The organism is Comamonas sp. 23 (assembly GCF_049601575.1).
Classification (GTDB): Bacteria; Pseudomonadota; Gammaproteobacteria; order Burkholderiales; family Burkholderiaceae_C; genus Comamonas; species Comamonas squillarum.
In genome coordinates, this window is record NZ_CP187127.1 from 1,696,826 (window position 1) to 1,722,561 (window position 25,736).

The 25,736-nt window shown below is 65.3% G+C and carries 25 protein-coding genes and 1 riboswitch; of the genes, 18 read left to right on the forward strand and 7 right to left on the reverse strand.

Translation table 11 applies throughout. The features are described 5' to 3' along the window. Nucleotides 1-82 precede the first annotated feature (82 nt). A complete protein-coding gene (gene bamC, locus ACPEE1_RS07605; protein ID WP_116925991.1) occupies nt 83-1,189 on the reverse strand; it encodes an outer membrane protein assembly factor BamC in 1,107 nt (368 codons plus the stop codon). Between the two features lie 38 nt (nt 1,190-1,227). Further along, nucleotides 1,228-2,124 (reverse strand): 4-hydroxy-tetrahydrodipicolinate synthase, encoded by an 897-nt coding sequence (gene dapA / locus ACPEE1_RS07610; protein ID WP_116925824.1) that lies wholly within the window; start codon nt 2,122-2,124, stop codon nt 1,228-1,230. Nucleotides 2,125-2,399: 275 nt separating this feature from the next. On the opposite strand from dapA, the gene lgt reads away from it, so the two are divergent. The 7 genes from lgt to ACPEE1_RS07645 all read left to right on the forward strand — a co-directional run bounded on the left by lgt (nt 2,400) and on the right by ACPEE1_RS07645 (nt 10,206). Further along, entirely contained in the window at nt 2,400-3,230 is an 831-nt protein-coding gene (gene lgt, locus ACPEE1_RS07615; protein WP_116925992.1) for a prolipoprotein diacylglyceryl transferase, read from the forward strand. 102 nt (nt 3,231-3,332) lie between these two features. Further along, on the forward strand, nt 3,333-4,121 hold the full coding sequence (locus ACPEE1_RS07620) for a transporter substrate-binding domain-containing protein (RefSeq protein ID WP_182342961.1): 789 nt from the start codon (nt 3,333-3,335) through the stop codon (nt 4,119-4,121). A gap of 300 nt (nt 4,122-4,421) precedes the next feature. Continuing rightward, nucleotides 4,422-5,090: a GntR family transcriptional regulator gene (locus ACPEE1_RS07625; protein WP_116925826.1), complete on the forward strand. Its 669-nt coding sequence runs from the start codon at nt 4,422-4,424 to the stop codon at nt 5,088-5,090. Next, nucleotides 5,087-6,565 carry a malonyl-CoA decarboxylase gene (locus tag ACPEE1_RS07630; RefSeq protein ID WP_260720032.1) on the forward strand — a complete coding sequence of 493 codons (1,479 nt, stop codon included), beginning with the start codon at nt 5,087-5,089 and terminating at the stop codon, nt 6,563-6,565. The genes ACPEE1_RS07625 and ACPEE1_RS07630 overlap by 4 nt, the downstream gene beginning before the upstream one ends. Before the next feature lie 193 nt (nt 6,566-6,758). Next, complete coding sequence (locus ACPEE1_RS07635; protein WP_116925828.1) at nt 6,759-7,775, forward strand: Bug family tripartite tricarboxylate transporter substrate binding protein; 1,017 nt, start codon at nt 6,759-6,761, stop codon at nt 7,773-7,775. A 16-nt stretch (nt 7,776-7,791) separates the two neighbouring features. Next, nucleotides 7,792-8,583, forward strand: a complete 792-nt coding sequence (locus tag ACPEE1_RS07640) for an enoyl-CoA hydratase/isomerase family protein (RefSeq protein WP_116925993.1) — start codon at nt 7,792-7,794, stop codon at nt 8,581-8,583. A 66-nt stretch (nt 8,584-8,649) separates the two neighbouring features. Next, the gene (locus tag ACPEE1_RS07645; protein ID WP_116925829.1) at nt 8,650-10,206 is read left to right on the forward strand and encodes a malonate--CoA ligase; all 1,557 of its coding nucleotides are present in this window, start codon (nt 8,650-8,652) and stop codon (nt 10,204-10,206) included. A gap of 110 nt (nt 10,207-10,316) precedes the next feature. On the opposite strand, the gene ACPEE1_RS07650 is transcribed toward ACPEE1_RS07645, so the two are convergent. Continuing rightward, nucleotides 10,317-10,760: a universal stress protein gene (locus ACPEE1_RS07650; RefSeq protein WP_021027068.1), complete on the reverse strand. Its 444-nt coding sequence runs from the start codon at nt 10,758-10,760 to the stop codon at nt 10,317-10,319. Nucleotides 10,761-10,909: 149 nt separating this feature from the next. Continuing rightward, complete coding sequence (gene fnr, locus ACPEE1_RS07655; RefSeq protein WP_116925830.1) at nt 10,910-11,632, reverse strand: fumarate/nitrate reduction transcriptional regulator Fnr; 723 nt, start codon at nt 11,630-11,632, stop codon at nt 10,910-10,912. A gap of 151 nt (nt 11,633-11,783) precedes the next feature. On the opposite strand from fnr, the gene hemN reads away from it, so the two are divergent. Further along, nucleotides 11,784-13,166: an oxygen-independent coproporphyrinogen III oxidase gene (hemN, locus tag ACPEE1_RS07660; protein WP_260720030.1), complete on the forward strand. Its 1,383-nt coding sequence runs from the start codon at nt 11,784-11,786 to the stop codon at nt 13,164-13,166. A gap of 20 nt (nt 13,167-13,186) precedes the next feature. On the opposite strand, the gene ACPEE1_RS07665 is transcribed toward hemN, so the two are convergent. From ACPEE1_RS07665 to ACPEE1_RS07675, 3 genes are all read right to left on the reverse strand, one after another. Next, on the reverse strand, nt 13,187-14,008 hold the full coding sequence (locus ACPEE1_RS07665; protein ID WP_116925832.1) for a sulfite exporter TauE/SafE family protein: 822 nt from the start codon (nt 14,006-14,008) through the stop codon (nt 13,187-13,189). Nucleotides 14,009-14,456: 448 nt separating this feature from the next. Next, the gene (locus tag ACPEE1_RS07670) at nt 14,457-14,876 is read right to left on the reverse strand and encodes a cell division protein ZapA (RefSeq protein WP_423935827.1); all 420 of its coding nucleotides are present in this window, start codon (nt 14,874-14,876) and stop codon (nt 14,457-14,459) included. Continuing rightward, nucleotides 14,876-15,091, reverse strand: coding sequence for a hypothetical protein (locus tag ACPEE1_RS07675; protein WP_021027064.1), 216 nt, complete (start codon nt 15,089-15,091; stop codon nt 14,876-14,878). The genes ACPEE1_RS07670 and ACPEE1_RS07675 overlap by 1 nt, the downstream gene beginning before the upstream one ends. A gap of 39 nt (nt 15,092-15,130) precedes the next feature. Beyond that, nucleotides 15,131-15,375: riboswitch (cobalamin riboswitch) on the forward strand. Between the two features lie 84 nt (nt 15,376-15,459). Here ACPEE1_RS07675 and ACPEE1_RS07680 point away from each other — a divergent pair. The 10 genes from ACPEE1_RS07680 (at nt 15,460) to ACPEE1_RS07725 (ending at nt 25,716) form a co-directional block, all read left to right on the forward strand. Next, nucleotides 15,460-17,358, forward strand: coding sequence for a TonB-dependent receptor domain-containing protein (locus ACPEE1_RS07680; RefSeq protein WP_423935829.1), 1,899 nt, complete (start codon nt 15,460-15,462; stop codon nt 17,356-17,358). Nucleotides 17,359-17,380: 22 nt separating this feature from the next. Then, entirely contained in the window at nt 17,381-18,802 is a 1,422-nt protein-coding gene (locus tag ACPEE1_RS07685; RefSeq protein ID WP_423935831.1) for a cobyrinate a,c-diamide synthase, read from the forward strand. Between the two features lie 10 nt (nt 18,803-18,812). Then, nucleotides 18,813-19,400, forward strand: coding sequence for a bifunctional adenosylcobinamide kinase/adenosylcobinamide-phosphate guanylyltransferase (locus ACPEE1_RS07690; RefSeq protein WP_423935833.1), 588 nt, complete (start codon nt 18,813-18,815; stop codon nt 19,398-19,400). Nucleotides 19,401-19,411: 11 nt separating this feature from the next. Beyond that, nucleotides 19,412-20,398, forward strand: coding sequence for an ABC transporter substrate-binding protein (locus ACPEE1_RS07695; protein ID WP_423935835.1), 987 nt, complete (start codon nt 19,412-19,414; stop codon nt 20,396-20,398). A 77-nt stretch (nt 20,399-20,475) separates the two neighbouring features. Continuing rightward, complete coding sequence (locus tag ACPEE1_RS07700; protein WP_313900091.1) at nt 20,476-21,453, forward strand: FecCD family ABC transporter permease; 978 nt, start codon at nt 20,476-20,478, stop codon at nt 21,451-21,453. Next, nucleotides 21,453-22,271, forward strand: coding sequence for an ABC transporter ATP-binding protein (locus ACPEE1_RS07705; RefSeq protein ID WP_423935837.1), 819 nt, complete (start codon nt 21,453-21,455; stop codon nt 22,269-22,271). The genes ACPEE1_RS07700 and ACPEE1_RS07705 overlap by 1 nt, the downstream gene beginning before the upstream one ends. Nucleotides 22,272-22,334: 63 nt before the next feature. Continuing rightward, nucleotides 22,335-22,904, forward strand: a complete 570-nt coding sequence (gene cobO, locus ACPEE1_RS07710) for a cob(I)yrinic acid a,c-diamide adenosyltransferase (protein ID WP_116925838.1) — start codon at nt 22,335-22,337, stop codon at nt 22,902-22,904. Nucleotides 22,905-22,926: 22 nt separating this feature from the next. Beyond that, entirely contained in the window at nt 22,927-23,631 is a 705-nt protein-coding gene (gene bluB, locus ACPEE1_RS07715; protein ID WP_116925839.1) for a 5,6-dimethylbenzimidazole synthase, read from the forward strand. Continuing rightward, a complete protein-coding gene (gene cbiB / locus ACPEE1_RS07720; protein ID WP_423935839.1) occupies nt 23,628-24,722 on the forward strand; it encodes an adenosylcobinamide-phosphate synthase CbiB in 1,095 nt (364 codons plus the stop codon). The genes bluB and cbiB overlap by 4 nt, the downstream gene beginning before the upstream one ends. Next, entirely contained in the window at nt 24,715-25,716 is a 1,002-nt protein-coding gene (locus tag ACPEE1_RS07725) for an aminotransferase class I/II-fold pyridoxal phosphate-dependent enzyme (RefSeq protein ID WP_260720013.1), read from the forward strand. Before cbiB ends, ACPEE1_RS07725 begins: the two co-directional genes overlap by 8 nt. Nucleotides 25,717-25,736 lie beyond the last annotated feature (20 nt).

Consider the following 25,736-nt stretch of genomic DNA (forward strand, 5'->3'; position numbering starts at 1 on the left):
GCGCCCATGAAAAAAGCCACTGCGTCGGCGCAGTGGCTTCGGGGGTGTTGCGGTACACGGCCAGGTCAGGCCGCGCAGCGCATCACTTCATGTCGTCTGCCAGCACCTTCAGAATGCGCTGGGCGTTCGCCGAGGTGTCGGCCTTGCCGCTCTCGTTGAGCACGGTGACATTGCTGGTGTTGGCTTCGCTCTTGACCTGGATGCGGTACTTGATCGGGTCCGGTGCATCCGGGTTGCGGTTGAAGATCTTGGCAAAGAAACCGTCGGGCTTCTTGTTCAGATCGGTCGGGTCGATGTAGCGCACAAAGTACACGCCCTGGCTGCGGTCGCGGTCCTCAACGGTAAAGCCCGTGCGGTCCAGCGCCAGGCCCACACGGCGCCAGGTGCGGTCAAACGGATCGCTGACCTGCAGCACGGGCGAGCCATCGGCAGCGGTCGCGATCTTGGAGGTGCTCACAGGGGCCAGCGGCGCTGCGGCAATCGCCTTGGACTGCTCTTCGCTCACGCCCAGCTTGACCATGATGCGGCGCAGGAATTCGGTTTCCAGCTCTGGATCGGCCTTGCGCGGCTGCCAGATAGTGCTGTCCTTTTCCTTGTTGGAGTAGACCTCTTCCATGCCGCGGTGGCTCACGTAGATTTCGGTCTTGCCATCGGGGCGGCGCTCGATGCGGGTGCGGAACTTGTCCTGCTCGCCGGTCGAGTAGATCGAGTCAAACACCTTGCCAATGGAGCGGCGGATGAAATCCTGCGGCAGCTTGGCGCGGTTTTCGGCCCAGTCGGTTTCCATGATGCCGATGTCGGGGCGCTCGATGGTCAGCGCAAAGCCGCTTTCCTGCCAGAAGTCCTTGACCGGCTCCCAGACCTTGTCGGCGGGGCGGTCGATGACCAGCCAGCGCTGGTTGCCATCGCGCTCGATTTGCACGTCGCCAATCTGCGACGCGGCGGTGTTGGCCGTGCCCTTGGGGGCCGCATCCTTTTGCACCTGGTAGGCCGCAGCCGAGACCGTGCCGCCAGGCACGACATAGCGCGAGTCCTTGGACAGCTGGGTCAGGTCCGGGGGGACTTCCAGCGTTGGCCCCTTGGAGGCGCTCTTGTAGTCGATCTTGTCGCCTTCGAGAATATTGCCGGTACCGCAAGCGGCCAAAGTGACAGACAGGCTCAGCACGCTGAGTTTTGCGAGGGAATTCACGTTCAAATCCTTAACAGAGGCAACGCGCGGGTGTTGCTTTAGAGCAAGGAGGCTCCGCGCATTGCAGCTTCCACCGTGCCATGCAGACCGGCGGAAAGCTCGGTCATCGGCAGGCGCAGGGTCGGGCCACACAGGCCCATCTTGTTGGCCGCCCACTTTACCGGAATGGGGTTGGCCTCCAAGAAGAGGGCTTTATGCAGCGGCAGCAGTTTATTCTGAATTTCCATAGCCCGACCAACATCCTTGGCAATTGCCGCCTGGCATAGCTGGCTCATCAGGCGTGGCGCGACGTTGGCGGTGACGCTGACATTGCCGTGTCCGCCGCACAGCATCAGGGCCACGGCGGTGGGGTCATCGCCTGAGTAGATGCCAAAGCCGGCTGGCGCATCCTTGATCAGCCACTGGGCGCGCTCGATGTTGCCGGTCGCTTCCTTGATGCCGACGATGCCGGGCACTTCGGCCAGGCGCAGCACCGTGTCGTGCTGCATGTCGGCCACGCTGCGGCCCGGCACGTTGTAGAGGAAGATGGGCAGGTCGCCCACCGCTTCGGCAATCGCCTTGAAGTGCTGGAACTGGCCTTCCTGGGTCGGCTTGTTGTAGTAGGGCACGACCTGCAGCTGGCTGTCGGCGCCCACGCTCTTGGCGTACTTGGCCAGCGTGATGGCTTCGTGGGTCGAGTTGGCGCCACAGCCGGCCATGATGGGCACGCGCTTGTTGGCCTGCTCGACGGAGACGCGGATGATCTCCATGTGCTCTTCGACGGTGACCGTGGGCGACTCGCCCGTGGTGCCCACCACACCGATGCAGTTGGTGCCTTCGGCGATATGCCAGTCGATCAGTTTTCGCAGGCTTGCATAGTCCACGCTGCCATCGGCATGCAGGGGGGTGATCAGGGCAACAATACTACCGGTCAATGGAACACTGGTGGAAGTCATAGCGTGGAATGGAAGCTGGATGGAAGATTCTAGCGGGGGCTGGACTGCCGCCGCCGCAGGCAGTATAGCGCGCCCAGCAGCAATTGCTGTCATATTGATTGCAAACACGTTTATTGTTTGGTCATTTTGAATGTCTTGTAGCAGTTATTTGGTTAATTTGACGTAAATTTTGGGGTGATGGCTTGATATCGATTGTGTAATCGAATGCGCATGGGTGCGGGTAAGTCCTGTGGCTCCCACTGGGGATGGCGCTGCCTGCCGTGAACTGCGGCACAATGCCTGCCATGCTGATGTATCCCCAATTTGACCCGATTGCCATCAAGCTCGGCCCGCTGGCCGTGCATTGGTATGGACTGACCTATCTGGTCGCCTTTGGCCTGTTTTTGTTCCTGGGCATACGCCGCCTCAAGGACCAGCCCTTTGCCTCGGTCACCACGCCCACGCGCTGGCAGCGCAAGGATGTCGAGGACATTCTGTTCTATGGCGTGCTGGGCGTCATCGTCGGCGGCCGCCTGGGCTACTGCCTGTTCTACAAACCCGCTTACTACCTCAGCCACCCGCTGGAGATCTTGGCCGTCTGGCAGGGCGGCATGAGCTTTCATGGCGGCCTGGTGGGCGTGATCGTGTCCATGGTGCTGTATGCCAAGCTCAAGGGCCGGCCCTGGCTGCAGGTGGCCGACTTTGTCGCGCCCTGCATCCCGCTGGGCCTGGCCTCGGGCCGCGTGGGCAACTTCATCAATGGCGAGCTCTGGGGGCGCTTCTCAAGCCCCGATCTGCCCTGGGGCATGGTATTTCCGCAAAGCGGCTCGATGCTGCCGCGCCACCCCTCGCAGATCTACCAGTTCCTGCTCGAAGGCGTGCTGCTGTTCGTGGTGATGTGGCTGTACTCGCGCAAGCCGCGTGGCGAGGGCCAGGTCGCTGGCGTCTTTCTGATCGGCTACGGCCTGCTGCGCTTTATTGCCGAGTACTTCCGCGAGCCCGATGACTTTTTGGGCCTGCTGTCGCTGAACCTGAGCATGGGCCAGTGGCTCAGCCTGCCGATGGTGCTGCTGGGGATTTACCTCTGGAGCCGGGGCCGCAACCAGCCGGTGTTGACGACGGCCTAAACCGCGTATCCCCTGAATTTATAGGGCTATACTGATCAGCCGCTGTGCCGGATTCCTCTGGCACAGCGGCTTTGTTTTTTGTCTGAGCGGAGATAGGACGATATGACCAAAAAATGGGTGCTGGGCCTGGTGGCCGGTGTGTGCGTGCTGGGCAGTGCAGCGGTGTCTGCGCAGCAGGCCTTGCCCGATCTGAAAGTGGCCGTGGACCTGAGCTATGAGCCCTTTACCTACAAGCTGCCCACAGGCCAGCCCGCCGGTTTCGACGTCGACATCGCCAACGCGCTGTGCGCCCAGATCAAGCGCAAGTGCGTGTTTGTCGAGCAGGTCTGGGACGGCATGATCCCCGGTCTGCAGGCCAAGAAGTACGACGTGATCATCAGCTCGATGGCCAAGAACGAGGACCGCGCCCGTGTTGTGGACTTCACGAACAAGTACTACCACACCGGTGCGCGCATCGTGATGCCCAAAGGCTTCAAGTACACCGGCCCCGAATCACTCAAGGGCAAGAAGATTGGCGTGCTCAAGGCCAGCATCCAGGAGAAGTGGGCGCTGACCTACCTCAAGCCCGCAGGCGCCGATGTGGTGTCCTACCCCGGCCGTGACCCGGTCTACCTGGACATCAATTCCGGCCGCCTGGACGGCTCGGTCGCCGACAGCGTCGAGATCGCCTACGGCTTTTTGAAAAAGCCCGAGGGCCAGAACTTTGAGTTTGTCAGCGACACCTTGGTGGACAAGAAGATCTTTGGCGAAGGCGCCAGCATTGCGATGCGCAAGGGCCAGCCCGAGCTGAAGAAGTCACTCAATGATGCGATTGCCGCCATCCGCGCGGACGGGCGCTACAAGCAGATCGCCGACAAGTACTTTGACTTTGACCCTTACGGCAAGGACTGAGAACGCAACGTAGTTCGCAGCGGCAGGGGGCGTGGCCCCCACCAATGACGCAAGCAGGTCTGGAGCAACCGGTGCCTGCTTTTTTTGTGTCCGCAAAGCGGGAGGGTAAGCGTTTGCACCGGTAACAGTGGTCGCGGGGTATGAACCGGGTGTTAACACGGGGGCCAAAATGCGCTGTAATTTCTCATAATTACAGCATTGCACCGTTGATTCGGCCCTCTGAGTCAGAGTCAATGCCAGAGCCAACCTGAGATTTTGGCGCGGACGGTGCAGAACGACTTTTTCCAAAGGAGTGAGCGGATGGCGGTTGCCGGACAGTCCTTGCACGACACGGTGGCGATCCAGGTGCGCGACCTGATCTTTGCCGGCACCTTGGCGGCGGGCGAGCTGCTCGATGAAAAGGCGCTGTGCGACCAGCTCTCCGTCTCGCGCACGCCGCTGCGCGAAGCGCTCAAACTGCTGGTCTCCGAAGGGTTACTGCGCCATGAGCCGCGGCGTGGCTGCTTTGTCGAGACCGTGACCGAGCGCGATCTGGACGATATCTTTCCGGTCATTGCGCTCTTGGAAGGGCGCGCCGCGTACGAGGCCACCAAGAAACTCAGCAGCGCCGACCGCGCCGTGCTCGATGTGATGCACGAGCAGCTGGCCCACTACGCCGAGGCGGGCGATATCGCGGCCTACTACCGCATGAACCACCAGATCCATGAGGCCTTCATCACCCTGGCCGACAACCGCTGGCTGGCCCAGGCCATTGCCGATCTGCGCCGCATTTTGCGCCTGGCGCGGCTGCACCAGCTGCGCGCGCCGGGCCGCCTGCAGGCCAGCTTGCAGGAGCACCTCGATATCTATGCCGTGATGCTGACCGGTGACGCCGATGCCGCCGAGCAGACCATGCGCAACCATTTGCTGCAGCAGCGCAAGGCCCTGCTGCGCACCACCCCCCTTTCACTGTCAAGGATTGCTTTATGACCACCGCTACCGAAACTTCGCCCGCTACCGCGGTGGACAGCGCCGCCAACAACTGGCTGCAAAAAAGCGCGGCCTGGCTGCGCTCGGTCGGCATTCCTACCGAGTTGGGCAGCAGCAGCGCTGCCGAAGGCGAGCGCAGCACCACCGAGCGCCTCAAGGCCACCTTGCGCCGGGGCAATGAGGCGCTGTCGCCGCGCGAGTTGCGCCGCCTGCTGGCGGACCTGCAGGCCGTGGGTGCCAGCGAGGTGAGTGACGCCGAAGGCGGGCGCCTGGCCGAGCCGGTGATGCAGTGGTATGCCGCCGCCCAGCCCGAGCAGCGCCTGGACTGCTGGCGCCTGCTGTGCGAGCAGTTCATGCCCGATGTGACCAAGATCGGCCAGGCGCGCCAGCGCTACGAAGACGCGATCGGCACCGCCAGCATGGCCGCTGCCGAGCGCCACCTGCGCAAGGCCTTGCAGACCCCGCGCATGCGCCTGTTTCAGCGCTTTGCGGTGCCCGCGCAGGGCATGCGCTTCTTGCTCGATCTGCGCGCGCAGATGCTGCCCCAGCTCAAGAGCCAGGAATGGCTGGTCGCTGTGGACGCCGATCTGGAATACCTGTTCTCGACCTGGTTTGACATCGCCTTTTTGGAGCTGCGCAGCCTCAGCTGGGATTCGCCCGCGTCGCTGCTCGAAAAACTCATCAAGTACGAAGCGGTGCATGACATCCGCAGCTGGACGGACCTGAAAAACCGCCTCGACAGCGACCGCCGCTGCTACGGCTTTTTCCACCCGCGCCTGCCCAACGAACCGCTGATCTTTGTCGAGGTGGCCCTGGTCGACAAGATGTCGGACAGCATCGCGCCGCTGCTGGACGAGGCCGCTGCCGCAGCCGATGTGAACAAGGCCAGCACGGCGATCTTCTACTCGATCAGCAACACCCAGACGGGTTTGCGCGGCGTGAGTTTTGGCGATTCGCTGATCAAGACCGTTGTCGAGCAGTTATTGCAGGAGTTTCCCAAGCTGCGCCAGTTCGCGACCTTGTCGCCGATACCCGGTTTTCGCAGCTGGCTGGGCAAGAACGCTGGCGAGGTCTGGGAGGGCGCCGACAAGCGCCTGCGCGCTGAGCTGGGCAAGGCGCTGGACAAGGCCGAGCCGACGGTGGACGACTGGATGGCCGCGCTGGAGCAACCGGGCCAGTGGCAGGCGGGCGATGCGGCCGCCAAGCTGCTGCTGCATGCCGCTGCCCGCTACCTGGGCAAGAGCCTGGTCAAGGACAAACCGGTGGACCCGGTCGCGCGCTTTCACCTGGGCAATGGCTCGCGCGTCGAGCGCCTGAACTGGGCGGGCGATACCTCGGCCAAGGGCATCAAGCAGTCCTATGGTTTGATGGTGAACTACCTGTACGACTTGAAGCGCCTGGACAAGCACCGCAATGCGCTCGCCCAGGGAAAGATTCCGGTGTCATCGGGCATTGAGGCGCTGGCCAAGGTCTGAACCTGTTTTTGAGGATGGCAGGCCAGCATCGCGCCCCCGGGCGCTGCGCTGGCCTGGAGAGAGCTGCAGGCCCCCATAGGGCCGCAGCCTGGGTGGTAGGCATTCTTTGCTGACCACCTAGGGCCTGAGCGTTGCTGTCGGCGCGCGCAGGCGGGTGTGCGTGGATCTTTAAAAATAACCGTTAGGAGACAAGATGACCAAGAGTAATACACCTTCCCCGTCCAGAAGACGAACTGTCCTGGGCCTGGCCGCTGGCATGGCGGGCAGCGCGCTGCCCGCCTGGAGCTGGGCCAGTGCGGCCGCTGCGCGCGACTGGCCGAGCAAGCCGGTGACCTGGGTGGTGCCCTTTCCTGCAGGGGGTGGCACCGATGCCTTTGCGCGGCCGCTGTCCTCGCAGTTCTCGAAAATCTCGGGCAAGACCCTGGTGATCGACAACAAGGGCGGCGCAGGCGGCACCCTGGGGGCCAGCTTTGCCGCGCGCCAGCCCTCCGATGGCTACCATTTCTTTATGGGCGGCACCCACCATGTGATTGCGCCCTCGGTCTATCCCCGGCTTGATTACGACATTCAGAAGGACCTGGTGCCGCTGGCCTTGCTGGCGACGGTGCCGCAGGTGCTGGTGGTCAACCCCAAGCGGGTGACGGCGGCCAATATGCAGCAGCTGCTGGCCCAGCTCAAGGCCAACCCGGGCAAGATGAGCTTTGCCTCGGCTGGCGCCGGCACCAGCCACCACCTGGCCGGCGAGCTGTTCAAGATCCAGAGCCAGACCGACATCCTGCATGTACCCTACAAGGGCGCGGGCCCGGCGCTGCAGGACCTGATTGCCGGCAATGTGGACATGCTGTTCGATGGCCTGGGCTCGTCGGCCGCGCATATCGCCGCCGGGCGCATCAAGTGCCTGATGGTCTCGGGCAGCCAGCGCAACCCCTCGCTGCCCGATGTGCCCTGCGCTGCCGAAGTCGGCTTGCCCGACTACAACGTGACCACCTGGTACGGCCTCTGGGCCATCAAGGGCACCTCGCCCGAGCTGCAGGCGCGCATGTTCGAAGAGGCCAAGCGCATGGGCGCCTCCGAAGAAATCAAGGCCATCTGGGCCAAGAATGGTGCGGAATATGGCAGCATGACGCAGCCGCAGTTTGCCGCCTTTGTGGCCGACGAGGTCAAGCGCTGGGCCGAGGTGGTCAAGGCCTCGGGCGCGAAGATTGAATGACAAGAGGAGCGAGATGATGGCGGGGCAGGTTCGTGTGCAATCGTGGGTGGCGGGCGAGGAGGCATCCCGCGCGCAGGCCGTGCGCGTGGTGCTGAACCATGCGGGCAAGCGCAATGCCATGTCGCGCGCCATGTGGCGCCAGCTGCGCAGCGTGTTTGAGGACCTGCAGCGCCAGCCCGGGCTGCGCTGCATCGTGCTGCAAGGCGAGGGCGAGGCCTTTTGTGCCGGTGGCGATATCTCGGAGTACGCCGACTTTCGCTTTGCCCCAGAGAGCCTGGCCGCCTTCCACGAAGGCGAGGTCTGGCCGGCGCTCAACGCCATGCTGCAATGCGATGTGCCGCTGGTCGCTGCCATTGAAGGCGCCTGCATGGGCGCGGGCGTGGAGCTGGCCAGCTGCTGCGACATGCGCCTGGCGGCCGACACCGCCCAGTTTGGCGCGCCGATTGCCAAACTGGGCTTTCCGATGGCACCCAAGGAGGCGGCGTTGGTGCTGAGCCAGGTGGGGCCTGCCAAGACGCGGCAGATGCTGCTGGAGGCAGCGCTCTTTGGCGCCGACCAGATGCTGGCCTCGGGCTTTTTGAGCCAGGTTCACCCCGCTCAAGACCTGCAGGCCCAGCTGGAACGCAGCGTGGCCCGCATCTGCGGCCTGGCGCCCCAGGCTGCCCGCATGACCAAGCAGCTGCTGCGTGCACTGGCCGAAGGCGATGCCCAGGCCCCGGTGCTGCAGCAGCCCTATGCCTATGCCGATTCGGCAGAACACCGCGAAGGCATTGCCGCCTTTGTCGACAAAAGAGCAGCCCAGTTTTGACCGTGCCTGCGCTGGCCACCGGCCGGGCCGCAGGCGCCAAGGAAACCACCAACCAAGTAGACAAACATGACCAACGACAACCTGTTCTGCGCCCTGCGCGCGGCCTTTCCTGAGGACCTCGATGCCATCGCCGTGGAGACCACGTCGGCCAGCGGTGAGCCGCTGAACTACAGCTGGCGCGATCTGGACCGCATGAGCGCGCGCATCGCCAACCTGCTCGATTCGCTGAATATTCCTTCCGGCAGCCGCGTGGCGGTGCAGGTGGAAAAGTCGGTCGAAGCGATGGCGCTATACCTGGCCACCTTGCGTGCCGGCCATGTGTTTCTACCGCTCAACACCGCCTACCAAAGCGCCGAGATCGAGTACTTTGTCACCAATGCCGAGCCGGCCGTTGTGGTCTGCTCACCGGCCAACTTTGGCTGGGTCTCCAAGATCGCCTTCCAGTGCGGCACGCAAAGCGTGTTCACCCTGGGCGATGACCGCAGCGGAACCTTGCTGGAGCGTGCGGTGCACTGCGCCGATGCACACACGCCTGCGCAGAAATCTGCCGACGACATGGCCGCCATCCTCTACACCAGTGGCACCACTGGGCGCAGCAAGGGTGCGATGCTCAGCCACGGCAACCTGCTGAGCAATGCCGTCATGCTCAAGGACTACTGGGGCTGGAAAAAGGGCGATGTGCTGATCCATGCGCTGCCGATCTTCCATGTGCATGGCCTGTTTGTCGCGATCCATGCGGCCTTGCTCAATGGCAGCAAGATGATCTGGTTTGCCAAGTTCGAGCCCAAGGCGGTGATTGCCGCGATGGCGCGGGCGACGGTCTTCATGGGCGTGCCGACCTTGTATGTGCGCCTGCTGGCCGAGCCGGGCCTGACCAAGGCAGCGGCCCAGCACATGCGTCTGTTCATCTCCGGCTCGGCGCCGTTGCTGATCGAGACCTTCCGCGACTGGCAGACCCGCACCGGCCACACCATCCTGGAGCGCTATGGCATGAGCGAGACCATCATGCTGGTCTCCAACCCCTACCAGGCCGATGCCCGCCATGGCGGCCAGGACGAGCGCCGGGGCGGCACGGTGGGCTTTGCGCTGCCGGGTGTGGGCGTGCGGGTGCAGGGCGATGACGGCCAGGCGCTGGGCGCCGACGAGATCGGCCATATCCAGGTGCAAGGCCCCAATGTGTTCAGCGGCTACTGGCGCATGCCCGAGAAGACCGCGCAGGAGTTCACTGCCGACGGCTGGTTCAAGACCGGCGACGTAGGCAAGATCGATGCGCGCGGCTATGTGACCATCGTCGGCCGCAGCAAGGACCTGATCATCTCCGGCGGCTACAACGTCTACCCGGCCGAGATCGAGGGCTTCATCAACGAACTGCCGGGCGTCGCGGAAAGCGCGCTGGTCGGCGTGCCGCACCCCGATTTTGGCGAAGTGGGTGTGGCGGTGGTCATTGCCAAGGCGGGCCAACCGCTCGATGCCGACGGCATCATTGCGACCTTGAAAAAGCAGCTGGCCAATTTCAAGATTCCCAAGCGCTGCTTTGTCGTGGGCGAGCTGCCACGCAACACCATGGGCAAGGTGCAAAAGAACCTGCTGCGCGACCAGTACCAGGACCTGTTCAAGGGCTGATGCGCCTATGGAGGCGGCATGCGCCGCCATGACAAAACCCTCGCGCTGTGGCCGCTCAGAAGCTGCCGCAGGCGAGGGTTTGCTATGGGGATGATGCGGTTATACGGCGATCAGCGCAGTACCAGCACCGGTATCGTGGCATGGGTCAGTACATGCTGTGTTTCGCTGCCCAGCAGCAGGCGCTTCAAGCCCCGGTAGCCGTGCGATGCCATGACGATCAGGTCGCAGTTTTCCTTCTTCGCCGTCTCCAGCAGCGCCTCGGCAATCATGTCGGACTTGATCACCAGGGTCTTGATGGGCACGCCGGTCGCGGCGCCTTCGGCCACCACCTTATCGACAATGCCTTGCGCTGCGCGTTCCCAGCCATCCTCGATGCGCGCAATGTCATCGGGGTTTTGCATGGTGCTGCCTTCGAAGTAGCTGCGCGGGTAGTTGGGCGAGATGTTGACGGCAGTCACCGTGGCATGGCTCAGCTTGGCAAGCGCCAGTGCGTGGCGCACGGCCTTCTCGGACAGCTCAGAGCCATCGGTGGCAAGCAGGATATGTTGGTACATGGCAGGCTCCTTTCAGGTCAGACATGGGGCAGGGCTGTGGGTGGCAGCCTTGCCGTGGATGCAACTCAGAGCATCGCCGCTTGCGGCTTGAGCGGATGTCGGATCAGACCGCGTTTGTATCCGCTGGCGGAGCGACTTGGAACAGGGTCTTAAGCCGAGCAGGCCTGGGTGTTGATCAGGCCCTGGAGCTTGTCGGTGTCCAGAATGCGCACATGGCGCTGCTTGACCTCGATGATGTTCTCCTCGGCAAACTTGGAGAAGGTGCGGCTGACGGTCTCGAGCTTGAGGCCCAGGTAGCTGCCGATTTCCTCGCGCGTCATGCGCAGGATCAGCTCATGCTGCGAAAAGCCCCGGGCATGCAAGCGCTGCACCAGGTTCAGCAAGAAGGCGGCCAGGCGCTCTTCGGCGCGCATGCTGCCCAGCAGCAGCATGACGCCATGCTCGCGCACGATCTCTCGGCTCATGACCTTGTGCACATGGTGCTGCAAGGCGGTCACCTCGCGCGACAGGTCTTCGAGCGAGGAGTAGGGCATCACGCAGACCTCGGCATCTTCGAGCGCAATCGCGTCGCAGGAATGGCGGTCGTTGACGATGCCGTCCAGGCCGATGATCTCACCCGCCATCTGGAAGCCGGTGACCTGGTCGCGCCCGTCTTCGGTGGCGATGCTGGTCTTGAAGAAACCGGTGCGTATCGCATACAAGGAGGTGAAGGTCTCACCGTTGCGGAACAGCGCGCTGCCGCGCTTGATCTTGCGCCGGGTGGCGACGATCTCGTCGATGCGCTCCATCTGTTCGGCCGACAGTCCCACGGGCATGCACAGCTCGCGCAAATTGCAGCTGGAGCACGCTACTTTGATGGAGTTGGATGTCATGTATCAATACCCGTGAACAACTATTCAGATAGGAACGACGTTCCTTGGATGGGCCTATTGTGCGTGCTGGCGCCCAGAGGCTTCTTGATGTACATCAAGGACGCGTGGCAGGCCTTGGGGCACATTGGGGCGTCCGCTAGGAAGAAGAACCATGATTTCCCTGACCCCCGAACTGCTGTGCCGTTTTGATGTTCCCGGCCCCCGTTACACCTCGTATCCTACCGCAGACCGATTTGTTGAAGCCTTTGCTGCGAATGAGTACAAGCTGGCGCTGGCGCAACGCGGCACCGGTCTGGCGGGCCGGCTGTCGCCGCTGTCCTTGTATGTGCATGTGCCGTTCTGCGCCTCGCTGTGCTACTACTGCGCCTGCAACAAGATCATCACCAAGCACGCCGAGCGGGCCGACGAATACCTGGATTACCTCGAGCGCGAGCTGGACCTGCAACTGGCCCATGTCAGCGCCCGCCCGACCATCAGCCAACTGCACCTGGGTGGGGGCTCGCCCACCTTCCTGACCGATGCCGGCCTCAGCCGCCTGATGGATATGGTCAAAGAGCGTTTTCATCTGCAGCCCGGTGGCGAGTACGCGATCGAGGTCGACCCGCGCACTGTGAGCGGCGAGCGCCTGCAGCACCTGTACCGGCTCGGCTTCAACCGGCTGAGCTTTGGCGTGCAGGACTTTGACCCGCTGGTGCAAAAGGCGGTGCACCGCGAGCAGCCCGCTGACCAGGTGTTTGCCTTGGTCGAGCAGGCGCGCGCTATCGGCTTTGAATCCATCAATATCGATTTGATCTATGGTCTGCCCCAACAAAGCCCGGCCAGCTTTGTGCGCACCATGGAGCAGGTCAACGCGCTGCGGCCCGACCGCATTGCGCTGTATGCCTATGCGCACCTGCCCGAGCGCTTCAAGCCCCAGCGCCGCATCCAGGCCCAGGACCTGCCCAGCCCCGCCGACAAGCTGGCGATGCTGGCCCAGGCCCTGGCGGCGCTGGAAGCCGCCGGTTATGTGTATGTGGGCATGGACCATTTCGCCTTGCCCGACGATGCCTTGGCGGTGGCCAAGCGCCAGGGCCGCCTGCACCGCAACTTTCAGGGCTACAGCACCCAGCCCGATTGCGATCTTATGGCGCTGGGCGTGTCAGCCATCGGACGCATTGGCGCCACCTACAGCCAAAATGCCAAGACCCTGGAGGAGTACTACGACCTGATCGACCAGGGCCAGATTCCCGTGGTGCGTGGGCTGGCACTGACGCGCGACGACCTGCTGCGCCGCACGGTGATCATGGGCCTGATGTGCCAGGGGTGCCTGGCCATTGAATCGCTGGAGCAGGCCTGGCTGATTGATTTTGCGCAGTACTTTGCCGCCGAGCTGGCCCAGCTGCGTGAGCTGCAGGAGCAGGGCCTGGTGCAGCTGAGCGACGAATCGATCAATGTGACCGAGCTGGGCTGGTACTTTGTGCGTGGCGTCGCCATGGTGTTTGACAAGAACCTGCAGGCCGACCGCAACCGGGCGCGCTTCTCGCGGATTATCTGAGGGCAGGGCGTGGGCAGGCCTCAGCCCTGCCAGGCCGCCAGGCTCTTGTAGAGCATGTAGAGCGCCAGGCACAGCAAGATGCCGCCAAAGATCTTCTTGAGCTGGCCCACCGGCAGCCGGTGCGCGGCGCGGGCGCCCAGCGGCGCGGTCAGCACGCTGCAGGTGGCAATGGCGGCCAGGCCGGGCAGCCAGATATAACCCAGCGAATGCGGTGGCAGCCCCTGCAGGTGCAGGCCGGCCACCATGAAGCCGATGACATTGGTGACCGCAATCGGAAAGCCCAGCGCCGAGCTCGTGGCTACCGCGTTGTGCATCGGCACGCTGCACCAGGTCATGAAAGGCACGCTGATGAAGGCGCCGCCCGCGCCCACCAGGCCCGAGAGGCAGCCGATCACGCCACCCGCAGCCAGCTGGCCGGCCGTGCCCGGCATGGCGCGCATGGCCTGGCTGTTGGGCTTGCGGAACATGCGCAGTGCCGAGTAGCCAATGAACAGGCCAAAAAACAAACCCAGGTAGCTGCCCTTGAGCACCGCAAAAATACCCAGGCTGGCCAGCAGGCCGCCCAGCACAATGCCCGGGGCCAGGCGTTTGACAAGGTCCCAGCGCACCGCGCCATGCTGGTGGTGGGCGCGCACGCTGGACATCGAGGTGAAGACGATGGTCGCCATCGAGGTGGCAATCGCCATCTTGATCGCCAGCTCCGGCGCCACGCCCTGGGTGCCCAGGATGTAAGTGATGAAGGGCACCAGCACCATGCCGCCGCCAATGCCCAGCAGGCCCGCCAGAAAACCGCCGATCAGGCCCAGAAACGACAGCGGCAGCAAAACAAGAGGATCAGTCATGGCGCGCAGTAAAAAGGCCACCTGAAACAGGTGGCCTGAAACCCCGCTGTCGCGGAGAGGAGAAGACAGGTTGGGCGGAGCCTGCCCGAAAAATCAGGTGTTCGCAGCGGATCCACTGGACCGTCATCCTGAACCGGGGGTTCAGGTGGGCGAGGGCAACCTATCGTTGGGTTCATCTGACGCGAGACGATCACGCTCAATAGGTAATGTACCAAGCCCGTGCTCGTAGAGCATTGGTTCAAGGAACTATAAAGTCCAGCAGGGCTGCGAACGCTTTCATTGTAATCGCTCGCGCCTGCCGCACCCACCAAAACTGCAATTCAATGTGCCTGGATTGGTCAAAAAAGATAGCTGGTTAGCCAGATTGAGCAATGGGTGGCGTGATATTTTGCAGCCAGGCATTGCATGGCGCGGCAATCTGGTGTTGGCGCCTGCTCGCGGCAGTGCCTCAAGCGCTGGTGCCCAGGGTGTCGGCCGGTTGCGCGGGGGCCGGCGCCAGCGCCGCGTCCAGCCGTTGCATCACCGACTGCACACGGGGCGCATCCCAGTCCAGGCTCGCCTGGTCCCCAGGGGCGGTCTGGGCCTGAACCTCAACCATCGCGGCAGACTGCGCAGCAGCTTGCGCCTGCAGGGCGTCTGCGGTCTGGCTGAGCTGGCTGTTTTGCGCTTGCAAATCAAGCAGGTCAAAAGCGACATTGAGGGCCGCCAGCACAGCGATGCGCTCGCGGCCACGGATCTTGCCCGCGTCGCGGATGCCGCTCATGGCCTCATCGACATGCTTGACGGCAGCCAGCAGACGTGCTTCCTGGCCTTCGGGGCAGCCCAGCATATAGCTTTGCTGCATGATGTGTACTTCCAGCTGTTTCATCATTCGTCCTGGTCAAAGGTCTTGGGCAGGCGTTCGATCAGTGCATCCACGCGGGCGCGGGCCGCTGTCAGGCGCGATTGGAGGGAGTCGCGCTCCTGGGTCAGGGTGGTGACTTGCTCTTGCAATTGGGCGTGGGCGCGTTGCAAAGCCTCATGACGGCTCAGCAGTGCCTCCACCCGCTCAAGCATCAGATCCATAGAAGGCGTAGTGGCCATAGAGAGACAGTCTTCTTAAGTGCGCAATGGGTTTAACGCTAAAATTGTACCCGTTGGTGCTCGCCCCAGTGGTTCACATGGGGGCAGTTCAACGGGAAGCAGGAGCGCCGCTTGTGCCCTACAAGCCTTACGCAACCTGCGCTGCCCCCGCAACGGTAAGCGATGGTTGGCTTTTGCGCCATCCACAGCCACCACTATGCCACTGAATACCTTGAACAAGTGTTTGGGAAGGCGTGTGCTGTGTCATCGCCAGCCCGGATACCGGCCAACAATAGTGGAGGCGCGTGGCTGAGGCCTTGCCGCGGCTTCCGTGTTCCCCATTGCCGGCGGGGAGGCTGGCGCGGGGTGGTTCATCACCAACTCAGTGCATGTTTTCCTCTGCTTTTTCGACACGCCCCTGCGCGCGTCCCGCGCTTGCGCCCCGCTCGCGCACCCTCCATACCCCCCGTTTTTTGGCCTTGGCCATCGCAGCGGCGCTGCCCCTGTTTGCGCTGCCAGCACAGGCGCAGCAGGCCCCAGCCGCCCTGGAAACAGAGGGTAAAAACCTGCAAGAGATGGTGGTGACCGCCAACCGCATCGAGCAGCCGCTGTCCGATCTGGTGGCCGACATGTCCATCATCGATGCGCAGACCATCGAGCGCCAGGGCCCGGGCAGCGTGGCCGATGTGCTCGCGCGCGTGCCGGGCATCCAGATTTCGCGCAACGGCGGGCCGGGCACGACGACCAGCGTGTTCATGCGTGGCGCCGATTCGCGCTTTACCGCTGTCTATGTCGACGGCGTGCGCATGGACTCGCAATCGACTGGCGGCGCCTCCTGGCAATCGATTCCGCTGGCGCTGATCGATCGCATCGAAGTGCTGCGCGGCCCGGCCGCTGCCGTCTACGGCTCGGACGCGATGGGCGGCGTAGTGCAGATCTTCACCAAGAAAGGTGAGGGCGCGCCCCAGCCCTATGTCGGCCTGGGCGTTGGCAACCGGGGCACGTTCACGGCCGAGGCCGGTATCTCCGGCGGCGCCGACGGCTGGGATTACGCGCTGGGTCTGAACCGCTCGCAGACCGATGGCTTCAATGCCCGCACCGTGGCCACCGCCAACCCGGACAAGGACGACTACCGCAGCAATGCGGTCAGCGGCCGCCTGGGCTACCAGCTCAACGGCCAGCACCGGCTCGAAGCCACCTTGCTGGCCAGCGATGTGAACTCGGGCTACGACAGCAGCCTGACCGAGGACGACCGCAGCCTCAACAAGATGTATGCGCTGGGCCTGAACTGGCAGGCGCAGTGGACCGAGCACTACAGCACCAAGCTGCAGTTCAGCCAGTCGCGCGACTATTACGAGACCCGGCCCTCGCCCTACCAGACGGACACGCGCCTGCATAACTACCTGTTCCAAAATACCTGGCGCCTGGGCGTCCACACCTTGACGGCCGCACTGGAGCGGCGTGACGACGCGCTGACGAATGGCGGCATTGACCGCGACCGCCACCAGAATGCGCTGGCGCTGGGCTATGGCCTGAACACCGGCCCGCACACGGTGCAGCTGAATCTGCGCCGGGATGACGACAGCGAGTTCGGCGGCAAGACCACCGGCAGCGCTGCCTATGGCTATGCCTTTGCAACCAACTGGCGCGCCACCGCGACAGTGGGCACGGCCTTTCGCGCGCCCACGCTCTACCAGCGCTTTAGCGAATACGGCGACGCATCGCTGCAGCCCGAGAAAAGCCGCAATGCCGAGCTGGGCCTGCGCTGGGCGCAGGGTGCCGACAGCTTCTCGGCCACGGCCTACCGCAACCGGGTCACCAACCTGATCAACTTCTCGTCGCCCGGCAGTTGCGACAGCGAATTCGGCTGCTATGCCAATGTGGGCAAGGCACGCCTGGAAGGCATTACCTTGGCGGCCACGACCAAGCTGGGCGCGTTCAACCTGCATGGTTCGGTCGACTTCCAGAACCCGCGCGATACCGAAAACGACAAGCTGCTGGCGCGCCGCGCCAAGCGCTATGCCACCCTGGGCGCCGAGACGCGTGCAGCCGGTTGGACCTGGGCGGCCGACCTGCAGACCAGCGCCAAGCGCTTTGACAATGCCGCCAACACCAATGTGCTGGGCGGCTACACCTTGTTCAACCTGTCGGCGCAGACCGAGGTGGCCAAGGATGTGAACCTGATCGCCCGTATCAACAACCTGGCCGACAAGCGCTACCAGACCGCACGCACCTATGCCACCGAAGGTCGCAGCGTGTATGTGGGTGTGAAGTGGATGCCGCGCTGAGCGCAGAGGGGATAAGCCAGCCATGACAGAGACGACGGTTCAGGACCGCCCAACGGCCGCTTGCGTGGCACTGCTGATTGCGGCGCCCGCATCGGGCCAGGGCAAGACCACGGTGACGGCAGCCTTGGCGCGCCTGCATGCCCGCCAGGGCCGGCGGGTCCAGGTGTTCAAATGCGGCCCGGATTTTCTCGATCCGCAGTGGCTGCGCCTGGCCAGCGGCCAGCCCGTGCATGCGCTGGACCGCTGGATGAACGGTGAAGTGGATGTGCGCGCACGCCTGTTTCAGGCCGCGCAAAGCAACGATGTGCTGCTGATCGAAGGCGTGATGGGCCTGTTCGATGGTGCCAACAGCGCGGCCGAGCTGGCCAAGTCGCTGGGCATCTCCGCTGTGGTGGTGGTCGATGCATCGGCCATGGCCGCTACCTTTGGCGCCATTGCCCATGGCCTGCAGCACTATGACCCAGGCCTGCAGCTGGCCGGTGTGCTGGCCAACCGCGTGGCCACTGCCCACCATGGTGAGATGCTGCGCAGCGGCCTGCGCGACCCGGCACTGTGGCTGGGCGCGATGCACCAGGTGAGCCTCGATGCTGCGAAACCACGCGCCAACCTGCTGCCCGAGCGCCACCTGGGCCTGGTGGCAGCCCATGAGCTGCACGACGCTGCCGAGCGCCTGGATGCCGCCGCCGATGTGCTGGCGCAAACGCCGCTGGGCCAGCTGACTTGGCAGGAGTGGCAGCAGCGCTGGACCGTGGCCTTTACCGCGCCTGCTGTTGCCGCCCCGGTGCCCGCCTGGCTGGCCGGGCGCCGCATTGCCGTCGCCCGCGATGCCGCTTTCAGCTTTATCTACACCGCGAATCTGGAATGCCTGCAGGCCATGGGCGCCGAGCTGGCCTTTTTCTCGCCGATCGCAGGCGACCGCCTGCCCGCCTGCGATGCGCTGTGGCTGCCTGGCGGCTACCCGGAGCTGCACCTGCCCGCGCTCAAGGCCAATGCCGGCTTGCAGCTGGATCTGCAGGCGCACCTGGAACAGCGCAAGCCCGTCTGGGCCGAATGCGGCGGCATGGTGGCACTGGCCGAGGGCCTGACCGACCTGGACAGCCGCTGGCACAGCTTGTGGGGCTTGCTGCCAGCGCAGGCCGTCATGCACCAGCGCCTGGCGGGTCTGGGCATGCAGCAGCTGCTGACGCCCTGGGGCATGCTGCGCGGCCATACCTTTCACTATTCCAAACTGCAGAGTGAGGCCCAGGAAGTGGCACGCAGCAGCCGCCCGGGCCAGGCGGCCGAGAGCGGCAAGGGCGAAGCCGTCTACCAGCAGGGCAGCATCCATGCCAGCTATTTCCATGCCTGGTTTCCCTCGTGCCCGCAGGCGGTGGCTGCCTTGCTGGGGGTGGACATGCCGGTGGTCAATCCGCAGGCCTGGCACCGTGAGGCGCTGAACGCCTAAGATGCGCGGCATGGATGACTCTCTTTTCCACGTTGATGGAGCGCCGCTGAAGCTCTTGCTGCTGGGCGGGCAGAAATCGGGCAAATCACGCCAGGCCGAGCTGCTGGCGCGCGCCTGGCTGCAGGCCGATGCCGGCCGCAGCGCCAGCCTGGTCGCCACCGGCACCGCGTATGACGCCGAGATGCACGAGCGCATTGCGCGCCACCAGCGTGACCGCCGCGCCCGCGTGCCGCAACTGGCCACCGTGGAGACGCCGCGCGACGTCGCCCAGCAGCTGCTGGCGAGCAGCCGGCCCGAACACCTGCTGGTGGTCGACTGCCTGACCCTGTGGCTCACCAACTGGTTGATGCCGATGGAGCCTCCAGCGCTTTCACCTGCGCAAGCCTGGCAGGTACAGTGCGATGCCTTTGTCGCTGCCCTGCAGGCCGCACCGGGGCCTGTCATTTTGGTCAGCAATGAGATTGGCCTGGGTGTCATTCCGATGGGCCGCGAGGTGCGCGCCTTTGTCGATGCGCTGGGTCTGCTCAACCAGCAAGCGGCAGCGGCCTGCAACCGCGTGCAACTGATGGCGGCGGGCTTGCCGCTGCAGATGAAATGATGGCCTTGTTGATGGCTCCCCGACCCCTTTTGCGGCAGGCACTGGCCCGTGTGGCGCTGATGCTCGCGTTGCCGATGGCCCAAGCTGCGCCGTCCGCCAGCGTCGATGAACTGCGCCTGCAACCCTTTGCCAATGCGCCGGTCTGGAAAGACCAGGACCTGGTTGCTCCCGTGGCCATCGTCGACGACCGGGGCCGCAAGGTCCAGCTGGCGCAACCACCGCAGCGCATCGTGAGTCTTCTGCCGTCGCTCACCGAGAGCACCTGCGCGCTGGGACTGTGTGAGCGCCTGGTGGGGGTGGACCGCTATTCGGACTGGCCCGCCTCGGTCAAGAAACTACCGGTGGTGGGCGGCGGTCTGGACCCGAGCGTTGAATCCGTGGTGGCGCTCAAGCCCGATGTGGTGCTGCTGTCCGATGCCTCCAAGGCAACAGAGCGCTTGCAGGCGCTGGGCCTGAAGGTGGTGGCGCTCGATGTGAAGTCCAAGGCCGATATCCACCGCGTGCTGGGCACCCTGGGCCAGCTCCTGGGCGTGCCCCAGGCGCAGGGCGCTGACCGGGTCTGGCACGCGCTGGAATCGGGCATTGATGCAGTGGTGCGCGACCTGCCCGAGCGCACGCGCCATACCCGGGTCTACTTTGAGGTGAGCCGCGGCCCTTATGCGGCCGGCCCCCAGTCCTTTATTGGCGAGACCCTGACCCAACTGGGCGTGGACAATGTCGTGCCCGCTGAGCTGGGCCCCTTCCCCCGGCTGAGTCCCGAGTTTTTGCTGCGCGCCCAGCCGGATGTGATCATGCTGGGCAACCGCAGCATGCAGGCTGCCACCAGCTACCCGGGCTGGCACAACCTCCAGGCCGTCAAGGCCGGGCGGGTCTGTGTGTTTACGGATGAAGAGTCGTATGCGATCGTGCGCCCAGGCCCGCGCATGGCCCAGGCGGCGGCGCTGATGGCGCGCTGCCTGGCCGACAAGGCACCGGGCAAGGCTGCGGTGGCGCGCTGATGGCTGCTTTTCCCACCTCAGCACCCGCATCCGCAGCGCAGCGCGAGGCGGCGCCCGGCCTGCGCCGCAGTGCCTGGCTGGCGCTGGTGCTGCTGGTGCTCAGCGCCTTGCTGCTGCTTGTCGGCGCCAGCGTCGGTAGCACCGGTTGGGAGAGCGTGTTGCGCATGCGCGACGACCCGACTTCCTGGCAGATCGTCGTCGATATCCGCCTGCCGCGCTCGCTGGGCGCCTGGCTGGCTGGTGGCCTGCTGGGCCTGGCGGGGGCTGTCGCTCAGGGCCTGTTTCGCAACCCGCTGGCCGATCCCTATTTGCTGGGCAGTGCGTCTGGCGCCTCGCTGGGCAGCGCATTGGGCCTGGTGCTGCTGGGCTCGTCCGTCACCAGCCTGAATCTGCTCTACCGCCTGGGCATGACCGGCATGGCCTTTGTGGGTGCCGCCTGCGCGGTGGCGCTGACGGTGGTGCTGGCGCGCAATGTGCAAAACACCTTGCGCCTGTTGCTGGCCGGCGTGATCGTCGGTGTGGTACTGGGCGCCATGCGTGATCTGCTGGAGCTGCGCCACCCCGATATTCTGCAGGCGATGCAGGCCTTTACCCTGGGCACCTCGGCCTTTGTCGGCTGGGAGGGCTGCGCGCTGATGGCCGGCGTGCTGCTGGTCTGCGTGCTGGCCACCTGGTGCTGCGCCCGCCTGCTCGATGGCCTGACCCTGGGCGAGGCGACGGCCGCCAGCCTGGGCTTGCCACTGGCCCCGTTGCGCTATGGCCTGGTGGCCGTGCTGGCCCTGGCCACCGGCACCTCGGTGGCGCAGACTGGCCTGATCGCCTTTGTCGGCCTGGCCGCCCCGCACTTGGTGCGCAGCCTGGTGCAGGTGGGCCATGGCCGCAGCACCGTGCTGGCTGCGGCGATGGGTGGCGTGCTGCTGCTGGCCGCCGATATCTTGGCGCGCTGGCTGGTGGCCCCGCAGGAGCTGCCGGTGGGCGTGCTGACCGCCGCGCTGGGCGGCACTTACCTGCTCTGGCGCATGCACCGCAGCACCCGGTCGGCAGGGGGGCTGTGATGCAAACTCCGAACTCTGCTGCGCTGAGCGCCACCAATATCCACGCCGCTGTGCATGCAAGGCCGATTCTGCAAGGCGTCAATGCCCAGTTTGCCCAAGGCCGCTGGACCAGCATTGTCGGCCCCAATGGCGCGGGCAAATCCAGCCTGCTCAAGGTGCTGGGCGGTTTGTGGCCGGCGGCACAGCTGCAGGGCGAGGTAGCACTGCTGGGCAAGGATTTGCAGCGCTGGCCGCGCAAGCAGCGCGCCCAGGCGCTGGCCTGGCTGGGCCAGGGCGAGGTGGTGACGCAAGAGCTGACGGTGATGGATGTGGCCATGCTGGGCCGCCTGCCGCACCAGCCCTGGTTTGCAGCGCCCAGCCGCGAAGACCATGCGGTGGTGGAGCAATGCCTGCGCGCAGCCCATGCCTGGGACTGGCGCCACCGGCCGGTGGCCGAACTCTCGGGCGGCGAGCGCCAGCGCGTGCTGCTGGCCCGGGCCATGGCCGTGCAAGCCCAGGTACTGCTGATGGATGAGCCGCTGGCCAACCTGGACCCACCGCACCAGACCGACTGGGTGGACAGCATGCGGGCCTTGACCGCCCAGGGCATCACCGTGGTCAGCGTGCTCCACGAGATATCAGTGGCGCTGCTGGCCGACCATATGCTGGTGCTGCAGGCCGGCCGGGTGCTGCACCAGGGCCGCTGCGACGACCCGGCCACGCATTCCGCACTGGAGGCGGTGTTTGACCACCGCATCCAGGTGCGAGCGATTGATGGCGTCTGGATAGCCTTGCCGCGCACCGCCACGGTAGTGCAAGCCCCTGAGCGCCTGCGCTGAATCCCTGTGAAGCCGGGCCTGGCCCCGTTTCCAAAGACACAACGACTCAACGAAAGACTTCCGATGCAGATTGAAACGCCACCCAGCGAAAAGCCTTATGAAAAGCCCGAGGGCGAGCGCCGTGGCCTGGTGATCGTCAACACCGGCGATGGCAAGGGCAAGACCACGGCGGCCTTTGGCCTGGCGTTCCGCGCCACGGGCCGGGGCAAGGCCGTGAAGGTCTACCAGTTCATGAAGGTGCCGACCGCGCGTTTTGGCGAGCACCGCCTGTCTGAGCAGGTGGGCCTGCCGGTCGAAGGCCTGGGCGATGGCTTCAGCTGGAAGAGCCGCGATCTGGAGCACAGCGGCCAGCTGGCGCGCGAAGGCTGGGAAAAGGCCAAGGCAGCCATCCTCTCGGGTGAGTATTTCCTGGTGGTGCTCGATGAGGTCACCTACCCGCTGATCTACGGCTGGCTGCCCTTGCAAGAGGTGCTGGACACCCTGGCCGCGCGCCCCAAGGAGGTGCATGTCTGCATCACCGGCCGGCGCTGCCCGCAGGAGATCATCGATGCGGCCGACACGGTCACCGAGATGACGATGATCAAGCATGCGTTCAAGGCCGGCATTCCGGCGCAGCGCGGCATTGAAGACTGAGGCCCCGCAGCCGATTGCTGGCATGAGCGATATCAACTCCCACGCCCCCATCAGCGCCCCCACGATTGCCGCCACGGCCTTCAGCGAGGCTGAGCGCGCAGCCGTCTACCGCGCCATCCATGAGCGGCGCGACATGCGCCACTTTGCCGGCGGCCAGGTGGACGATGCCGTCCTGCTGCGCCTGCTGCGGGCGGCGCACCATGCGCCCAGCGTTGGCTTTATGCAGCCCTGGCGCTTTATCCGGGTGCGCGATGCGCAGATGCGCGGCCGCATCCATGCGCTGGTTGAAGAGGAGCGGCTGCGCACCGCCCAAGCCTTGGGTGCGCGCGAGGCCGACTTTATGCAGCTCAAGGTGCAGGGTGTGCTGCAGGCGGCTGAGGTGCTGGTGGTGGCCATGCCGCCCGGGCGCGAAGCCCATGTGTTTGGCCGCCGCACCTTGCCCGAGATGGATGTGGCCAGCACCGCCTGCGCGATCCAGAACCTGTGGCTGGCCGCGCGTGCCGAGGGGCTGGGGATGGGCTGGGTATCGCTGTTCGAACCCCAGGCGCTGGCGCAGCTGCTGGCCATGCCCGCAGGTGCGCATCCGTTGGCCGTGTTGTGCCTGGGCCCTGTAGAGGCCTTCTATGCCGAGCCCATGCTGCAGCAAGAGCGCTGGGCCAGCCGCGCGCCCTTGCAGGACATGCTGATGGACGGGTGCTGGCAGCCAAACCAAGGGACGCAGCCATGAGCGATGGCGGCCTGTGGTCGCTGGCGCTGGCCGGTTGCAGCCCGCTGCTGCAACTGGTCCAGGCCTTGGCGGATGCTGGCCCTGCCGTGCCCTGGCAGGCGCCGATGGCGGCCTTGCTGGCGGTCCTGGTGGCCTTGCTCGTGGATCGGCTTTGGGGCGAGCCGCCAGTGCGGCTGCACCCTGTTGTCTATATGGGCCAGCTGCTGGGCATGCTGGGCCAGGCGATTGCGCCGCGCCAGACGCTGGAGCGCGCTTACGGGCGCTTTGTGCTGGCGGCGCTGGCCTGGTGCATGCTGGCGGCGGGCGCCTGGCTGGTGTATGCGGCACTGCAGTGGCTGCTGCTGTTGGCGCCCTGGTGGCTGGGCGCACTGGGGGCGGGTCTGCTGCTCAAGCCCTTGCTGTCCTGGCGCATGCTGCGCAGCGAGGTGCTGGCGGTGGAGGCCGCGCTCGGCGAATCGCTGGAAGCAGGCCGGGCCCGCCTTTCCTGGCTGGTGAGCCGCGATACCGCACAGCTCGAGGCAGCGACAGTGCGCGAGAGCGCGATCGAGACGCTGGCCGAGAACCTGAGCGACTCGGTGCTGGCGCCGCTGTTCTGGTTTGCCGTCGCCGGCCTGCCGGGTGCGGCGCTGTACCGGTTGGCCAACACGGCCGATGCGATGTGGGGCTACCCAGGCTGGCGCGGCCAGGGCGCTCAGCGCCGCCACTGGCAGTGGGCGGGCAAATGGGCGGCACGGGCCGATGATGTGCTGAACTGGCTGCCGGCCCGCATCACCGCAGCCTGGCTGGCCGCGTTGGCGGGCGGCCTGTCCTGGTCCGGCCTGCGGCGCGATGCGGCGGTCACGCCATCGCCCAATGGCGGCTGGCCCATGGGCGCGATGGCGCGGGCGCTGGGCCTGCACCTGTCCAAACCCGGTGTGTACCAGCTCAACCCGCAAGGCCGGGCGCCGCAGGCCCAGGATGTGCAGCGGGCGCTGGCCCTGGCGGGCCGGGTGGTGTGGGCACAGGCACTGTGCGCCTTGTTGCTGGCCCTGGGTTTGGCGGTAAAGATAGCAATCGCCTCGATGGCGCAAGGAGCATTGGCCCATGGCTGATAACGAGCATGGTGGCACCGACGCCTTGGGCGTGCCGGCGCATGATTTTTCCACCAACCGCAATGCCTGCGGCCCCTGCCCGGAGGCGGTGGCCGCCTTGCAGGCCGCACACCTGGCGCAGTACCCCGACCCGCACTACACGGCGCTGCGCCTGCAGCTGGCGGCCTTCCATGCAGTGGCGCCCGAGCGCTTGGTCATTGGCGGCAGCAGCAGCGAGCTGATCCACCGCCTGACCCAGCATGCGCTGCGCCAGGGTGCCACGCAGGTGAGCCTGCCCCGCTATTCCTATGGCGACTATGCCCAGGCGGCGGAGGTGTGGGGCCTGCGCAGCAGCACCCGCAATCCGACTTGGGGCGAAGGCCTGCACTGGGCCTGCGAGCCCTCCAGCCCACTGGGCCGTGCCGAAGATATTTGGCAAGCGTTGCCTGCAGACGCTAGCCACCATGGTCTGGTGCTCGATTGCGCCTACCGGCCGCTGTGGCTGGAGGGCCCTGCGCCGCCACGCGACATGGCCGCGCTGTGGCAGCTGTGGACGCCCAACAAGGCACTGGGCATGACGGGGGTACGCGCTGCCTATGCGATTGCACCTGAGGACACGGCACAGGCGCAGATTGATGCACTGCGGGCGCTGGCGCCTTCCTGGGTGGTGGGTGCCCATGGCGTGGCCATGCTGCAGGCCTGGGTGACGCCCGAGGTGCAGGCCTGGCTGGCCCGCAGTCTGGACACCTTGCGCCACTGGAAGGGCCGGCAGCTGGCGCTGTGCGAGCGCCTGGGCTGGGCGGTGCTGCCCGGCCACCAGGCCAATTACTTTGTCGCGCGCCTGCCGCTGGCGCAGGCAGACCTGCCCGCGCGACTGGCAGCATTGCGCAGCCAGGGCATCAAGCTGCGCGATGCCCGCAGCTTTGGCCTGCCCGGCCATGTGCGCCTGGGCGTGATGGCGCCGGTGGCGCAGGCGGCGCTGGCGCGGGTCTGGCTGTCGCTGGCAGATGCATAGCGAGGACATGCGGCAACCGC

Excerpts from the sequence above, each read along its gene's own strand:
- dapA (WP_116925824.1), bottom strand. The coding sequence starts at position 2,124 with ATGACTTCCACCAGTGTTCCATTGACCGGTAGTATTGTTGCCCTGATC.
- lgt (WP_116925992.1), top strand. The coding sequence starts at position 2,400 with ATGCCTGCCATGCTGATGTATCCCCAATTTGACCCGATTGCCATCAAG.
- ACPEE1_RS07620 (WP_182342961.1), top strand. The coding sequence starts at position 3,333 with ATGACCAAAAAATGGGTGCTGGGCCTGGTGGCCGGTGTGTGCGTGCTG.
- ACPEE1_RS07625 (WP_116925826.1), top strand. The coding sequence starts at position 4,422 with ATGGCGGTTGCCGGACAGTCCTTGCACGACACGGTGGCGATCCAGGTG.
- ACPEE1_RS07630 (WP_260720032.1), top strand. The coding sequence starts at position 5,087 with ATGACCACCGCTACCGAAACTTCGCCCGCTACCGCGGTGGACAGCGCC.
- ACPEE1_RS07635 (WP_116925828.1), top strand. The coding sequence starts at position 6,759 with ATGACCAAGAGTAATACACCTTCCCCGTCCAGAAGACGAACTGTCCTG.
- ACPEE1_RS07640 (WP_116925993.1), top strand. The coding sequence starts at position 7,792 with ATGGCGGGGCAGGTTCGTGTGCAATCGTGGGTGGCGGGCGAGGAGGCA.
- ACPEE1_RS07645 (WP_116925829.1), top strand. The coding sequence starts at position 8,650 with ATGACCAACGACAACCTGTTCTGCGCCCTGCGCGCGGCCTTTCCTGAG.
- ACPEE1_RS07650 (WP_021027068.1), bottom strand. The coding sequence starts at position 10,760 with ATGTACCAACATATCCTGCTTGCCACCGATGGCTCTGAGCTGTCCGAG.
- fnr (WP_116925830.1), bottom strand. The coding sequence starts at position 11,632 with ATGACATCCAACTCCATCAAAGTAGCGTGCTCCAGCTGCAATTTGCGC.
- hemN (WP_260720030.1), top strand. The coding sequence starts at position 11,784 with ATGATTTCCCTGACCCCCGAACTGCTGTGCCGTTTTGATGTTCCCGGC.
- ACPEE1_RS07665 (WP_116925832.1), bottom strand. The coding sequence starts at position 14,008 with ATGACTGATCCTCTTGTTTTGCTGCCGCTGTCGTTTCTGGGCCTGATC.
- ACPEE1_RS07670 (WP_423935827.1), bottom strand. The coding sequence starts at position 14,876 with ATGAAACAGCTGGAAGTACACATCATGCAGCAAAGCTATATGCTGGGC.
- ACPEE1_RS07675 (WP_021027064.1), bottom strand. The coding sequence starts at position 15,091 with ATGGCCACTACGCCTTCTATGGATCTGATGCTTGAGCGGGTGGAGGCA.
- ACPEE1_RS07680 (WP_423935829.1), top strand. The coding sequence starts at position 15,460 with ATGTTTTCCTCTGCTTTTTCGACACGCCCCTGCGCGCGTCCCGCGCTT.
- ACPEE1_RS07685 (WP_423935831.1), top strand. The coding sequence starts at position 17,381 with ATGACAGAGACGACGGTTCAGGACCGCCCAACGGCCGCTTGCGTGGCA.
- ACPEE1_RS07690 (WP_423935833.1), top strand. The coding sequence starts at position 18,813 with ATGGATGACTCTCTTTTCCACGTTGATGGAGCGCCGCTGAAGCTCTTG.
- ACPEE1_RS07695 (WP_423935835.1), top strand. The coding sequence starts at position 19,412 with ATGGCTCCCCGACCCCTTTTGCGGCAGGCACTGGCCCGTGTGGCGCTG.
- ACPEE1_RS07705 (WP_423935837.1), top strand. The coding sequence starts at position 21,453 with ATGCAAACTCCGAACTCTGCTGCGCTGAGCGCCACCAATATCCACGCC.
- cobO (WP_116925838.1), top strand. The coding sequence starts at position 22,335 with ATGCAGATTGAAACGCCACCCAGCGAAAAGCCTTATGAAAAGCCCGAG.
- bluB (WP_116925839.1), top strand. The coding sequence starts at position 22,927 with ATGAGCGATATCAACTCCCACGCCCCCATCAGCGCCCCCACGATTGCC.
- cbiB (WP_423935839.1), top strand. The coding sequence starts at position 23,628 with ATGAGCGATGGCGGCCTGTGGTCGCTGGCGCTGGCCGGTTGCAGCCCG.
- ACPEE1_RS07725 (WP_260720013.1), top strand. The coding sequence starts at position 24,715 with ATGGCTGATAACGAGCATGGTGGCACCGACGCCTTGGGCGTGCCGGCG.